Here is a 13,403-nt window from a genome sequence, read left to right as displayed (position 1 = left end):
CACCGCCCGACCAGTCCTTGGTGTTGGGCGGTTGTGCTCGACCGGCTCGCTATCCGACTGGCGTCCGCGAGGCGCTCGGGTGGCTCTGCTGCCCAGCCGGAGCCCTCCGCCGTCGCCCCGGTGGTCGGTGCCGCACTGCGGGCCGGTACGAGCCCACATCGTCGGGCGGCTATGGGTTGGGCGCGCGGGGGCTGTGGGTTGGTGAATGGGTGGGCCAGGTGGACCGGTTGATTGATGGTGGTGGCGGTGAGATGCCCCTCCAGGCGGTCTGCGCCGCGATGCGGGCCAGTGAGGGCCCGCAGGGTCGGGCGGAGTGCCGCTCAATCAGCACGCCACCTGATCGGCTTTTGCCATCCGACCGGCCAGGGGGCTCAGCCAGCCAGCCCGCCGACGCCTGCCGCCGTCGTTTGGACGGCGCGTGTCGGGATGTGGGCCAGTTGCGGGCCTTCGGTTTCGGGCAGAGCTTCTCCCGACCGGCCTCTGCCGTCGGGCGGTTGCCGCTCGACCGACTCGCCGTCCGACTGGCCTTCGCGAGGCGCTCGGGTGGCCACTCCGCCATCGCCTGGGCGGTCTGCGCCGCGATGTGGGTGAGTGTGGGCCCGAAGTGTCAGGCGGGCTGGTTGATGACGGTGGTGGCGAGCGGGGGGATCGGGGGGATCGGGGGGTTGATGGTGGTGGGGCGCTGGTCAGGTGGCCTGGGCTGCGATGCGGGTGAGGACGCGTCCGCAGTGGTGGGCGAAGGCGCGTTGGGAGAGGGGGAGGAGTGGGCCGGCGAGGCGGGCGTACCAGGCGACGGGGCGGCTGAAGGCGGTGACGGAGAAGCGGACTTCGCCGTCGGGGGTGAGTGCGACCAGGAAGGTTTCCTCGCCCTGGGCCAGGTGGCCGGTCCTGGTGCCGTAGGTGAAGCCGTACCGGTCCGGGCCGTCGACCGTGGCCAGGACCCGGTTGGGGGCGCCGGCCCGCAGGGGGCCGAGGCCGATGGCGCAGTGCACGGCGACGCCGGGGGCGGCGCGGTCGGCCGTCGCGTCGATGCGGACGCCCGCGAGCCGGTGCATCCGCCAGTCGAGCAGGGCGGCGCCGGCGGCTTCCAGGGCGGGGCGGCCGTGGCCGATGAGGGCGCTGTGCCGCAGGTGGTTGTAGCCGGCGGGGAGGTGGCCGGTGTGGCTGGCGCCCTGTTCGGGGTAGCTGTAGTCGTTCATCGGGGGGTCTCCGTCGTGTCGGTCCGGGTGGCGTTGGCCCGGTCCGCGGTGATCCGGCGCCAGGCGAGCAGCGCGCAGAGGGCGAAGCCGAGCGCGTTGCCGACGCCGTGGGTGGCGGCCATCCAGGTCAGGGTGGGGTGGGGGAGTCCGGCGGCTCGGCCGAGTGCCCACCACAGGGCGAGCAGCATGGTGAGCGCGAGGACGGCCGAGGAGGCGGCGAGCAGGCGGGCGGTGGTCCGGTCGCCGGTGCGGGGGCGCAGGTCGCGCCAGGTGACCAGGCCGACCAGCCACATTCCGGTGGTCAGGACGGCGGCTCCGGCGAACTGCCACCAGTTGCCGAGGAAGTAGCCGGCCAGTACCAGCAGGGTGCCCGCCGGGACGCTGAGGGCCGCGCAGCGGGCCGGGGCGGAGCCCGGGCGGGCGGCGCGGCAGACCAGTCCGGCGACCAGGGCGGCGGTGAATCCGGCGTAGTGGAAGTGCGGGACGGTGAGCGCCAGGATGTGCGGTTCGAAGCCGAACAGCGGGTAGCCGGAGCGTTCGGCGACCAGGGCGACCCCGGCGACCGAGGGTGCGGCGAGCGCGGTGAGCACCGCGACCTCGGCGGGTGCGAGCGAGCGGGTGCGGGCCAGCCGCAGGGGGGCGTGCAGGGCGACGGCCAGGGTGCCGAGCGCGTAGAGCAGGGCGCAGCCGGTGGCGAGGCCGCCGCCGCGGGGCAGCCAGAGCGAGAGCGCGCCGGGGACGGCGGCGAGCGGCCAGAGCCGGCGGATCCGGGCGAGGCCGGGCTCGTCGACCAGGGCGAGGCCGAGCGGGACGACGGCTCCCATGCCGAGCAGGACCAGCAGGTCGACCAGTTCCGTGGTGCCCGGGCCCATCGCGGACACAGCTGTCGTGAGCGAAGCCATCGTGGACACACCCCCTTGAACGCGTTCAAATAGCTTGCGCCGCCGACTCTACGCGGCTGAGTTGAACGTGTTCAACTCAGTGCCGATGTCGCCCCCCGATGTCGCCCGGACCGGCTGGCCTGGTGTTCACGGTGGGTGCGGCGCACTCTGGAGGGGTAACCGATGGAGGTGATCCGCCATGCAGACTCTGGTCGGTTGGCACATCGAGATGGAGTTCCGCGAAGAGGGGGCACGGACCAGCGCCGCCGCACTGCTGCGGCTGCGCGACGGGAGCGAACTGCGCGCCCACGGCTACAGCAGCCGCCACCCCTCCGACCCGGAACAGCTGAGGGTCGGCGAGGAGATCGCGGGGGCCCGCGCGCTCAACGAGCTCGCCTCGCAGCTGCTCACCAAGGCCCATGCCGAGATCCAGGAGGTCAGTCCGGTCCCGACCCACCCGCTGTCGTGACCTCCGGCCCGCTGCCAGCAGTCGCGTCGAGGTGCCGGAAAGCGTCGAGTGCCGGAGCAGACCTTCTCAAGGCCCCGGCACTCGACGGAGGTTGACGATCAGGCGAGACGATCGGACGGGACGCGACGGCCGGACGCGACGGCCCGTCAGTTGACGCAGTAGGTGGCCGGCGGTAGCCACTCCGGCCCGACCAGCCGCTGTTCCAGTTCGTTCAGCGTGATCCGGATGCCGACCGTCCCGGCCAGCCCCACCCGGAACCGGCTGCGGGCGAGCGCGATCAGCGCCGTCAGGCCGTACTTGTTGATCAGCGAGGTGCGGTAGCGGGCGGTGTCGTCGGCGTCGCAGAGCCGGGCCCGGGCCGGGATCCGGCGGCCGGTGGGGCGCCCGTGGGCGTCGCAGGGGCCGATCAGCACCCGGGGGTGGCGGCGGATCCGTTCGGCCTCGCCGGAGTGGGCCGGGGTCCAGACCCCGAGGGCCGTGCCGTCCTGCACCACCCAGAGCTGTGACTCCAGCCGGCTGCCGTCCTCGCCGAAGGTGGTGAGCAGGAGGTACCTGCTGTCGGCGATCCGGTCGGTCGGGTCGACCTGGTCGGTCCGGTCGCTTCGGTCGGTTCGGTCGTGCACCTGTCCTCCCTGTGCCATCGGGGGGTGCGGGTCAGTGCCCGTGGCCCTCGGTGATCTCGTGGAACTCCTCGGCGGTGGGCTTGGGGATCCGGCCGCCCTCGCCGTGGAACCCGCGGGAGAGCCGGGTCCGGGTGCGGGTGAGCACCCCCGCCGGGCGGGCCACTCCATTCTCGTCCACCGGGGCGGGCAGTTCGAGGGGGCGGGGCTGTTCGTGCGCCGTGAGCCGGTGCAGTTCCCGCGGCGTGAGCCGGGCGTGCACTTCGGTGAACTCGCCGTGCGGCAGGCGCTTGATGACACCCGTCTCGCGGCCGTGCAGCACCTTCTCCCTGTCGCGGCGCTGGAGGCCGAGGCACCAGCGCTTGGTGAGGACGAAGACGGCGACCGGGACGGCGAAGAAGCCGACGCGGGCGGCGTACGTGATGGAGTTGAGCGACAGGTGCAGGTGGGTGGCGATCAGGTCGTTGCCGCCGGCCGCCAGGGCCACCAGGTAGAGGCTGATCCAGGCGGCGCCGAGCGCGGTGCGGACGGGCGCGTTGCGCGGCCGGTCGAGCAGGTGGTGCTCCCGCTTGTCGTCGGTCACCCAGTTCTCGATGAACGGGTAGACGGCGATGGCGCCCAGGACGAGCGGGAACAGCGCGAACGGGATGAGCACCCCGAGGTTGAGGGTGTGCCCCCACAGTCCGATCTCCCAGCCGGGCATGATCCGGATCAGGCCCTCGGCGAAGCCCATGTACCAGTCGGGCTGGGCGTCGGTGGAGACCTGGTCGGGGCGGTACGGGCCGTATGCCCAGATCGGGTTGACGGTCGCGATCGCGGCGACCAGCGCGACGATGCCGAAGACGAGGAAGAAGAACCCGCCGGCCTTGGCCAGGTAGACCGGCATCAGCGGCATGCCGACGACGTTCTTCTCGGTCCTGCCGGGGCCCGCCCACTGGGTGTGCTTGTGGTAGAAGACCAGGATCAGGTGGGCCACCAGCAGGCCGAGCATGATGCCCGGGATCAGCAGCACGTGGATGGTGAAGAACCGCGGCACGATGTCGTGGCCGGGGAACTCCCCGCCGAACAGGAACATCTGGATGTACGTGCCGACCAGCGGCACGGCGAGGATCGAGCCCTCGATGAACCGGATGCCGGTGCCGGAGAGCAGGTCGTCGGGCAGGGAGTAGCCGAAGAAGCCGTCCAGCATGCCGAGGAAGAGCAGCAGGAAGCCGAACACCCAGTTGATCTCGCGGGGCTTGCGGAAGGCGCCGGTGAAGAACACCCGCATCATGTGGACGAACATGGCGGCGACGAAGACGATCGCCGCCCAGTGGTGGATCTGCCGGATCAGCAGGCCGCCGCGCACCTCGAAGCTGATGTCCACGGTGGAGGCGTAGGCCTCCGACATCGGGACGCCCTTGAGCGGCACGTACGAGCCGGCGTAGACCACCTCGCCCATGCTGGGCTTGAAGAACAGCGTCAGCCAGACACCGGTCAGGATGATGATGACGAAGGTGTAGAGGCAGATCTCGCCCAGCATGAAGGACCAGTGGTCCGGGAAGATCTTCCGCAGGTTCGCCCTGGCCAGGGAGTAGATCCCCAGCCGGCCGTCCGCCCAGTCGGCGGCCCGCTGCCCCCGCCCAGGGCTCTGATTCCGGGTCATGTGCACGCACCTTGGTCCGAAGGAAGCGGGGAGGAGTCCCCGGTTCGCACTGGTGCCCACGATAACCGGGGGGTAATCCCCATTTCCATTCGGGGTGGTCGGTGCGCCGGAGGGCGGCGGGTCCTAGACGGTCGGTGGTTCCATCCGGGCGTACGCCTCCGGCGGGATCGGAAAGCGCCTCAGCAACTCCTCCATCCAGGCGGTCGGATGGGTGGCCGGAGCCGCGCCGCCGGGCAGGGCGCGCGCCTTGCGGATGCCGTCGAGCAGCGCCTCCACCGCGGCCTCGGTGGTGTACCGCTCGGAGACCCAGCGGCGGCCCGCCCGCCGCACCTCGTCCTGGCCGGGCAGGTCGAGCAGTTCCAGGGCCCGGTCCGCCAGCCGGTCCGTTTCGAGCTCCGGGATCCGCCACGCGGACGGCGAGTCGAACAGTTCCGCTCCGCCGCCGCCGGCGTAACCGGTCACCAGGCAGCCGCTGGCCATCGCCTCGGCCGGCGGCAGGCCGAAGCCCTCGCCCTCTGGCGCTCCCAGCGCGATGAACACCGAGGTGTCCGACAGTACGCGGGCGACCTCCTCGTGCGGAACCGCGTGGATGTCGTACAGCTCGACGCCCCTGGACCGCGGGTCGGCGTGGAGCAGACGGTGGAGCAGCGTGCTCTCGACGGGGCGCTTGCGGGACATCCACGCGATGCGCCGGACCCGCCCGGTCGACGCCGGCCGGAACAGCCCGGTGTCGACGGTGTTCGGCACCAGGTGCGGTTCGAACCCGGGCAGGGCGCGGCGGAGCATGTCGGCGCCCGCCTTCGAGACCGTCCACAGGGCCGGCCGGGCCGACCAGCCCGGGTACGGGCCGGGGGCGGGGCAGGTCAGGAAGTGGACGTAGTGCCCCTGCGAGTAGACGACCTTGCGGCCGCCGGGCGCCGGGTCGCGGCCCGGGAGCACGCTGACCTCGGGCAGCACGAGGACGTCCTCGGGGCCGAGGTCCAGGGTCATCCCGGACAGCGTCGGCACGTCGTCGTCGAACCACGTGTAGCGGAAGCCCGGTGTGGGCGTCCAGCGGTACGCCTCGACGCCGGCGGCCCGCAACAGCGCGACCTGTTGGTTCAGGACGCGGATGCCGCCCAGCGGGAACTGGAACTCGAACGACGCGTAGACGACTCGGCCGGTCACCGAACCTCCTTGACGAACCAGCGACTTGAGCGGAACAGGGACCCCCGGATCCCCGGACCCACGGACCCCCGGATCCAGGGAACCAGGGAGCCGGGACTACTGCAGGTGCTCCTCGATCTCGGCGATCAGCCCGTCCTCGAAGCGGAAGTAGGTGGTGGCGTGGACCCGGCTGCGGGTGCCGTCCGGCGCCTCCAGCACCAGGACGTGCTGCTGGAGCACCTCGTCGGGCTTGTGGAAGCGGCGCACGACCTCGTACCGCAGGGAGTCGACGGTGGCGAAGAACGCGGCGATCCGCTCCAGCCGGGCGTCGATCGGCCGGGTGCCGTCGCCGTCGTTCTGCCACACCGTGGCGCCGGGGGTGCACAGGGCCCGGAAGCCGGCGAGGTCGCGTGCCTCCAGCAGCCGCAGTCCGGCGTCCACCGTCGCGTCGAGGTCCTGGTCCATGGGCTTCTCCGTTCAGTGCGGGCGGGAAGGGGAGGGGTGCCGGTCGAGCAGGCCGAGGCCGCGCAGGTCGGTGACGTACTTGGTGACGAGGGCGGGGGACAGCCGCGGCACGTCCCGGTCGGGCCCGATCCCGGCCGCCCGGACGGCCTCCCGGAACCGCGGGGCCGGGGCGGGCCGGTCCTCGCCCGGTTGCTCGAAGGCGTGCAGCAGGGGCAGCACCGAGTGGGTGCGCTGCCGTTCCGGCAGGGCCCGGACCGCGGTCGTGAAGCGGGCGAACCAGTCGTCGTAGTCGTCGACGCGCCGGATCGGGTGGCCGTCCTCGACCAGCCAGTCCACGAGGGTGTCCAGGGAGGCGCCGTCGTCGTGCGGGTTCCAGGCGTTGTAGGTGCGGTAGCCGTCCGGGCCCGGGGTGCCCAGCGCGGTGACCGCCTCGGCGAGGAAGTCGACCGGGAGGCCGTCGTACCGCGCGGGCGCGCCGCCGCGGTGGAACGACCGCGGCGCGATCCCGGTGGCCACCAGGCTGAGGACCAGCCGGGTGAACACGTCGGGCACGTTCAGCTGTCCCGGGTAGCTGCTGTGCGCGAGGATCATGCCCGACCGGAACGTGGTGACCGGCAGGCCGTACCGTTCGTGGGCCTCCCGCAGCAGCACCTCGCCCGCCCACTTGCCCGCGGCGTACCCGTCGGCGTAGCCGCGGCCGAGGCGGCGGCGCGGGATCGCCTCCCGGACGTCGGCGTCCTCGTCGAGCGCGGACGGCCCGGCTCCGCCGCGCACGGCCACGGTGGACAGGTAGGTGACGGGCTTGAGCCGTTCGGTGAGCGCCAGCCGGACCAGTTCGGCGGTGCCCGCGACGTTGGGGCCGAACAGCTCGGCGTAGGGCAGCACGTGGTTGACCAGCGCGGCCGGGTGGACGACCAGGTCCACCGACTCGGCCAGCCCGTTCCACACCGCCCGGTCCAGGCCCAGGCGCGGTTCGGCGAGGTCCCCGGCGAGGACCGTCAGCGTGCCGGCGGCCAGTTCCCGGTACCGCCGGGACGCCTCGCCCCCGGCGCCGAAGGCCCGGTCGAGCCGCTCGGCCGCGTCGGCGGGCGTGCGGCCGCGGACGAGGCAGACCAGCCGGCCGCCGGACGGGGCCAGCCGGCGGAGCCACTCCAGGCAGAGGAAGCGGCCGAGGAACCCGTTGGCGCCGGTCAGCAGGACGGTCCGGGGGGACTCCGCGGGGCCGGGCAGGCCCGGCGCGGCGGCCAGGGTCGGGGCGTCGATGAACCGGTCCGGGGTGAGGTCGCGGGCCCGGACCTCGGTCGCGCCGCCGCCGTGCACGGAGGCGGCCGTGGGCCTGCTCCCCGGGGCGGTGCGCCGGGCCTCGACGTACGCCGCCACCCCGGCCAGGTCGGTGGCCGGGCCGAGGACGACGCCGACCGGCACCTCGACGTCCAGGACCTCCTTCAGGAGGGTGGTGAAGGACAGCGCGGAGAGCGAGTCGCCGCCGAGCTCGGTGAACCGCGCGCCGGTGTCCGCGCCGGCGTCGGCCCGGCCCAGGACGGCGCGCACGGCCCGGTTCACGGTCTCCTGGACCGGCCGGTCGGCACCGGTCCGGCGCAGTTCCCGCAGCTGCCGGCCCTGTTCGTCGGCGAGTTCGGCGTAGCGGCGCTCCAGGGCCGCGCCGTAGCGTTCATGGAGCCGGGGGCGCAGCAGCTTGTGGCTGTCGGAGAGCAGGCCGTTGGCCGGGCTGAAGGGCTCCGTCTCGACCAGGAAGTCCCGGGGCACCTCGTACGGGTTGAGCCCGTTCTCCCGGGCGGTGCGCCGCAGTTCCCGGTCGATCAGCAGCTTGAGCGCGGCCGGGTCGCCGTCGGCGCGGGCGATCGCCTCCGGGGTGGGCACCACCACGGCGAGCAGGTGGGAGCGTTCGCTGTTGCCGTACACGAAGACCTGCCGGACCAGCGGGCTGCCGAGGAAGACGCCCTCCAGCCGGGAGACGGTGACGAACTCGCCCTGGGACAGCTTGAGCACGTCCTTGGTGCGGCCGACGTAGACCAGCCGGTCCGGCCCGACCTCGGCCATGATGTCGCCGGTGCGGTAGTAGCCGTCCTCGTCGAAGACGGCGGCGGTGAGCTCGGGCCGGCGGTAGTACCCGGGGATGGCGGCGCTCGTCCTGAGCAGCAGCTCGCCGCGCGGGTGCGGCCGGTCGGTGCGGAAGCAGCCCAGCTCCGGGACGTCGACCAGCTTGTAGTCGAGGACGGGCGGGCGCTGCACCACGGTGTCCAGCAGCACCCCGCCGGCCTCGGTCGAGCCGTACCCGGTGTACAGGTGCAGTCCCAGGCAGGACTCGACGAACTCCGCGACCTCGGCGGACAGCGGCGCCGTCCCGCAGAAGGCCTTCGCCACCCGCCCGCCCAGGACGGTCTCCCGCAGGTGGGCCTTGACGGCCGCGTCGACGTCGCCGGGCTCGCCGGCCCGCCGGTCGAGTTCGCCGCGGTACCGCTGGAAGAGCATGTCGCAGATCCGGGGGACCATGGTCAGCTCGGTGGGCCGGACCAGCGCGATGTCCTCGAACAGGGAGGACAGGTCGCTCCTGGCGGTGAAGCAGCCCAGGCCGCCCCGGGCGAGCGTGCCCAGCACCGACATCCGGCCCGCCTGGTGGCTCTGCGGCATGTAGTGGACGACGACGGACGGCACGTCGGCGGGCCCGTAGACGAATCCCCACCACGCGTTGCGGGCGAGGCGCTGCGGGTACATCGCCCCCTTCGGCGCGCCGGTGCTGCCGGAGGTGTAGAGGAGCAGGGCCAGCGGGTCCTCGCCCGGGGCGGGGACGTGCAGCGGGGGGTCGGGCAGCAGGGCGCCGCGCCCGACCGCGGCGGTGAGCGTGTCGAGCACGGCGGTGCCGCCGGCCTCGGCCAGCCGCCGGGCGGCGGCCTCGACGGCGGCGCGCTCGGCGGGGACCCCGGGGTGGTGGTCGAACACCAGGAGGCGGCGGACCGACGACTGCCCGAGCACCGCGGCGACGGCGGTGTCCAGCCGTTCGACGCTGGTGGCGAGGAGCCGCGGCCCGGTCTCCGCGACGATCGGCGCCAGCTGGGAGAGCGGCGCGCTGGCGTGCAGCGGCACGGAGACCAGGCCCAGGTGGACGCCGGCCAGGTCGACGGTGGCGTGGTCGGTGCTGCTGAAGCCGAGGACGCAGATCCGGTCGCCCGGGGCCAGCCGGTACCCGGGCTCGTGCGCCCAGGCCCCGGCGAGCGCCCGGACGCGCGCCCACAACTCCCCGTAGCTGACGGTGTCGTACCTCGGGAGCAGCCGCCCCGTCGCCTGGTCGCGGGCGCGTTCGCCGAGGGCGGGCCGGTCCCGGTAGGCCGCCATGACGGTCGCCATGATCTCGGCCGGGCTGGTGGCCGGATCGGCGAGCGCCGCCCGTACGGCCTCCGACTGCCCCGTCGCGCCCGGCCCTTCCGACTGCCCCGTCGCGCCCGGACGGTGGCCGGCCCCGGCCGTGGCGGAGCTCACCAGGCGACCGGCAGGGCGTCGGCCCCGCGGATGAGGCGTTCGGTGCGCCAGCTGATCCGCTCGGGCGGGACGGCGAGGTGCAGCCCCGGCAGACGGCGGACCAGGGAGCCGAGCACGGTGCGCAGTTCCATCCGGGCGAGCTGCGCGCCGAGGCAGTGGTGCACGCCGTGCCCGAAGGTGACGTGCGGGGACGCGCTGCGGTGGAAGTCGATGCGGTCGGGCTGCTCGAAGACCTCCGGGTCCCGGTTGGCCAGCCCGAGTTCGGCGACCACGGCGTCGCCGGCGCGGATCTTCTGCCCGCTGAGCTCCAGGTCCTCGACGGCGATCCGGGTGAACCCGGCGGTGGCGCTGATCGGGACGACCCGGGAGAGTTCCTCCACCGCGCCGGGGATCAGGCCGGGATCGGCGACCAGCTCCCGCCACAGCTCGGGGCGGGTCAGCAGGGTGTAGACGAAGTTGCCGATCTGGTTGGCGGTGGCCTCCTGGCCGGCGGAGAGCAGGCTGACCCCGAGGCCGACCAGTTCCTCCTCGGTGAGCGCGTTCTCCTCGCCCTCGACGGAGGCCAGTTCGCCGAGCAGGTCGGCGGTGGGGTGGACCCGGCGTTCGGCGACCAGGCCCGCCAGGTAGTCGTTCAGGTGCCCGCGGTCGCGGGCGGACAGCTCGGGGTCGGAGAGCGTCAGCAGGCCGTCGACCCAGGAGTTGAACCGGTCGCGGTCGGCGAGCGGCACCCCGAGCAGTTCGCAGATCATGGTGACCGGCAGCGGCCAGGTCAGGGCCTTGGTCAGGTCGGCCGGCGAGCCCGACGCGATCATCGCGTCCAGCAGCTCGTCCACGATCTCCTGGGCGCGCGGCCGCAGCGCCTCGACCCGGCGGAGGGTGAACGGGTTGGCCACCCGGCGCCGGAGCCGGGTGTGCTCGGGCGGGTCCATGCTCAGCATCGAGGTGCGGGGGAGGCCGGCCGAGACCGTGCGGGGCACGTGGTCGCCGACCGCCTCGGCGCGGCTGAACCGGGGGTCGGCCAGCACGGCGCGGACGTCGGCGTAGCGGCTGACCAGCCAGGCGTCCCCGCCGAACGGCAGACGGACCCTCAGCACGGGCTGCTCGCCGCAGACCGCGGCCAGCTCCGGGTCGATGTCGAGCCGGTGCGTCGGGCCGAACGGATAGGCGCGGGGCCCGTCGTCCGTCGCGGTCATGTTGTCAGTCCTTCCGGTCCCGGGGGCGGTCACAGTGCCGCGATCCGCCCGCCGTCGATGACGAGGTTGCTGCCGGTGATCCAGGAGGCGCGCGGGGACACCAGGAACCCGACGGCCTCGGCGATGTCCTCGGTGCGCCCGATCCGGCCGAGCGGGATCCCCTCGGCCCAGTCCGCCGTGTCCGTCCCGAGCCCGAGGTAGTCGGCGATCCCGTCCCGGGCCTCGTCCGCGCCCGGCGTCATGACGTTCCCGGGGGAAAGCGCGACGACCCGGATGCCGTCCGGCGCCAGTTCGGTCGCCAGCCCTTTGTGGTAGACCTCCAGGGCGGCTTTCGCGGCGGCGTAGTGCAGGATCACCGGATAGGACGAGACGGTGGCGATCGAGGACATGTGGACGATGACGCCGCCGCCTCCCGAACGCATCGCGGGGACGAGTGCGGAATTGAGCCGGACGGCGGAGAGGAAATTGATGTCGACGGTGTACTGCCAGTCCTTCTCGATGTCCAGTGCGCTCTGGAAGGTCCGACAGCCGCCGGCGTTGTTGACCACGATGTCCACGCCGCCGAGGATTTCCAGCGCGGTGTCGGCGAATTCCCGGACACCGGCCGCCGTGCTGAGGTCGGACGGTACGAAGGCGGATTCGGCCGGGGTGTCCCCGGTCGGTTTGCGCGCGGTGGTGACGACGGTGGCGCCGCTCTCCAGCAGCTTCCGTGCGATGCCGGCGCCGATGCCGCGGCTTCCGCCGGTCACCACCGCCCGCTTTCCGGCCAATTCCCGTTCCATTCCGGTTCCGCCGCCTCTCCCTGGTCGGAAAACCTGTCCGCGACGCCTTTCGGCAGAAGAGACGCTTTTCGGCGTACGGGCGGGTACGGCCCGGTGCCGGTGCGGAAGGGCGGCGCGGAACCACCGCGGACCACTATCCGCGACCCGCTTCGGCAAGGTCAAGAAGATTGTGTCGATGCAGTGCATCGCCTGGCGCGGTGCAGAAAGGCGGTCGGCCGCCGGGCGGGCCGATGCCGCTGGACGCCGGGAACGATAGCCCCGATAATCGTCGAATTGCCGACGCACGGACCTCCGGTATGAGACGGACGGAAACACCGCCGCGGTTCGGCGGGATATCGACCGGGGTGTCCGGCCCGGAATTCAGACGAACTCGGGAGGAACAATGGCGGGCTTGGGAGAGCCGTTCACCGTGGGCGACCTGACGGTCCCGAACCGGATCGTGATGGCGCCGATGACCAGGATGAAGTCCCCCGGAGGGGTGCCGGGCCCGGACGTCGCGGAGTACTACGCCCGCCGTGCGGCCCACCGGGTGGGGCTGATCGTCACGGAGGGCACCTACATCGGCCGCCCCGCCGCCGCGGCCTACGACGGGGTCCCCCACTTCCACGGCGAGGAGGCGCTGGCGGGCTGGTCCCGGGTGGTGTCGCTGGTCCACGCGGCCGGCGGCCGGATCGTCCCGCAGCTGTGGCACACCGGGGTGCAGCGCCCGGGCACCGAACCGCCCGCCGAGGGGCCCTCGGGGATCGGCCTGGACGGCGGCCCGGCCGGGCGGGCCATGAGCCAGCAGGACATCGACGACGCCGTGACCGCGTTCGCGCGCGGCGCCGCGGACGCCGAGCGGCTCGGGTTCGACGGGGTCGAACTGCACGGCGCGCACGGCTACCTGATCGACGACTTCCTGTGGCACGGCACCAACCGCCGCACCGACCGCTACGGCGGCGACCCGGCCTCCCGGGCCCGCTTCGCGGCCGAGGTGGTGCAGGCCGTCCGGGCGGCGGTGAGCCCCGGGTTCCCGGTCCTCTTCCGGCTCTCCCAGTGGAAGGTCGGCCGCTACGACGCCCGGATCGCGGAGAGCCCGGAGGAGCTGGAGCAGCTGCTGACCCCGCTGGCCGAGGCGGGGGTCGACGCCTTCCACGCGTCCACCCGCCGCTACTGGCTGCCCGAGTTCGAGGGCAGCGACCTCAACCTGGCGGGCTGGGCGCGCAAGCTCACCGGCAGGGCCGCCGTGACGGTCGGTTCGGTCGGCCTGGACCGCCAGTACGGCGAGGGCGTGTTCACCGACGGCTTCACCCGGCCGGCCGGGCTCACCGGCATCGAGGAGCTGGTCGAGCGGCTGGAACGCGACGAGTTCGACCTGGTCGCGGTCGGCCGGCCGCTGCTGGCCAACCCCGACTGGGCGGAGCGGGCGCTCGGCGGCGGGCTGGCCGGGGCGGTCCCGTACGACCCGTCGGTGCTCGCGACCCTGGTCTGACCACCGGACCGGCTGACCGGCTGACAGAAGGAGG

The 13,403-nt window shown here is 73.3% G+C and carries 11 protein-coding genes; 2 read left to right on the top strand and 9 right to left on the bottom strand.

The window, feature by feature from the left end:
- Positions 1-686: 686 nt before the first annotated feature.
- Complete coding sequence (locus ACFU7Z_RS00055) at positions 687-1,199, bottom strand: DUF1990 family protein (protein WP_380774952.1); 513 nt, start codon at positions 1,197-1,199, stop codon at positions 687-689.
- Positions 1,196-2,101, bottom strand: a complete 906-nt coding sequence (locus tag ACFU7Z_RS00050; RefSeq protein WP_380774950.1) for a YndJ family protein — start codon at positions 2,099-2,101, stop codon at positions 1,196-1,198. The genes ACFU7Z_RS00055 and ACFU7Z_RS00050 overlap by 4 nt, the downstream gene beginning before the upstream one ends.
- A 178-nt stretch (positions 2,102-2,279) precedes the next feature.
- Between ACFU7Z_RS00050 and ACFU7Z_RS00045 the strand changes: the two genes are divergently transcribed.
- The gene (locus ACFU7Z_RS00045) at positions 2,280-2,549 is read left to right on the top strand and encodes a DUF1876 domain-containing protein (protein ID WP_049655118.1); all 270 of its coding nucleotides are present in this window, start codon (positions 2,280-2,282) and stop codon (positions 2,547-2,549) included.
- 146 nt (positions 2,550-2,695) lie between these two features.
- On the opposite strand, the gene ACFU7Z_RS00040 is transcribed toward ACFU7Z_RS00045, so the two are convergent.
- The 7 genes from ACFU7Z_RS00040 to ACFU7Z_RS00010 all read right to left on the bottom strand — a co-directional run bounded on the left by ACFU7Z_RS00040 (position 2,696) and on the right by ACFU7Z_RS00010 (position 11,898).
- Complete coding sequence (locus ACFU7Z_RS00040) at positions 2,696-3,172, bottom strand: PPOX class F420-dependent oxidoreductase (RefSeq protein WP_074002287.1); 477 nt, start codon at positions 3,170-3,172, stop codon at positions 2,696-2,698.
- A 31-nt stretch (positions 3,173-3,203) separates the two neighbouring features.
- On the bottom strand, positions 3,204-4,814 hold the full coding sequence (locus ACFU7Z_RS00035) for a cytochrome bc complex cytochrome b subunit (RefSeq protein ID WP_380774948.1): 1,611 nt from the start codon (positions 4,812-4,814) through the stop codon (positions 3,204-3,206).
- A 123-nt stretch (positions 4,815-4,937) separates the two neighbouring features.
- A complete protein-coding gene (locus tag ACFU7Z_RS00030; protein ID WP_380774946.1) occupies positions 4,938-5,981 on the bottom strand; it encodes a glycosyltransferase in 1,044 nt (347 codons plus the stop codon).
- 96 nt (positions 5,982-6,077) lie between these two features.
- On the bottom strand, positions 6,078-6,425 hold the full coding sequence (locus ACFU7Z_RS00025) for a nuclear transport factor 2 family protein (RefSeq protein ID WP_049658964.1): 348 nt from the start codon (positions 6,423-6,425) through the stop codon (positions 6,078-6,080).
- A gap of 12 nt (positions 6,426-6,437) precedes the next feature.
- Positions 6,438-9,923 (bottom strand): carboxylic acid reductase, encoded by a 3,486-nt coding sequence (gene car, locus ACFU7Z_RS00020; protein ID WP_380774944.1) that lies wholly within the window; start codon positions 9,921-9,923, stop codon positions 6,438-6,440.
- The gene (locus tag ACFU7Z_RS00015) at positions 9,920-11,116 is read right to left on the bottom strand and encodes a cytochrome P450 (protein ID WP_049658615.1); all 1,197 of its coding nucleotides are present in this window, start codon (positions 11,114-11,116) and stop codon (positions 9,920-9,922) included. Before ACFU7Z_RS00015 ends, car begins: the two co-directional genes overlap by 4 nt.
- Positions 11,117-11,145: 29 nt before the next feature.
- The gene (locus ACFU7Z_RS00010; RefSeq protein WP_074002290.1) at positions 11,146-11,898 is read right to left on the bottom strand and encodes an oxidoreductase; all 753 of its coding nucleotides are present in this window, start codon (positions 11,896-11,898) and stop codon (positions 11,146-11,148) included.
- 382 nt (positions 11,899-12,280) lie between these two features.
- On the opposite strand from ACFU7Z_RS00010, the gene ACFU7Z_RS00005 reads away from it, so the two are divergent.
- A complete protein-coding gene (locus ACFU7Z_RS00005) occupies positions 12,281-13,369 on the top strand; it encodes an NADH:flavin oxidoreductase (RefSeq protein WP_380774942.1) in 1,089 nt (362 codons plus the stop codon).
- The last annotated feature ends 34 nt before the right edge of the window (positions 13,370-13,403 follow it).

The sequence above is a fragment of the Kitasatospora sp. NPDC057518 genome (assembly GCF_042802075.1).
In the GTDB taxonomy this organism is placed as follows: domain Bacteria; phylum Actinomycetota; class Actinomycetes; order Streptomycetales; family Streptomycetaceae; genus Kitasatospora.
This window is presented reverse-complemented; position numbering and strand designations above follow the sequence as displayed.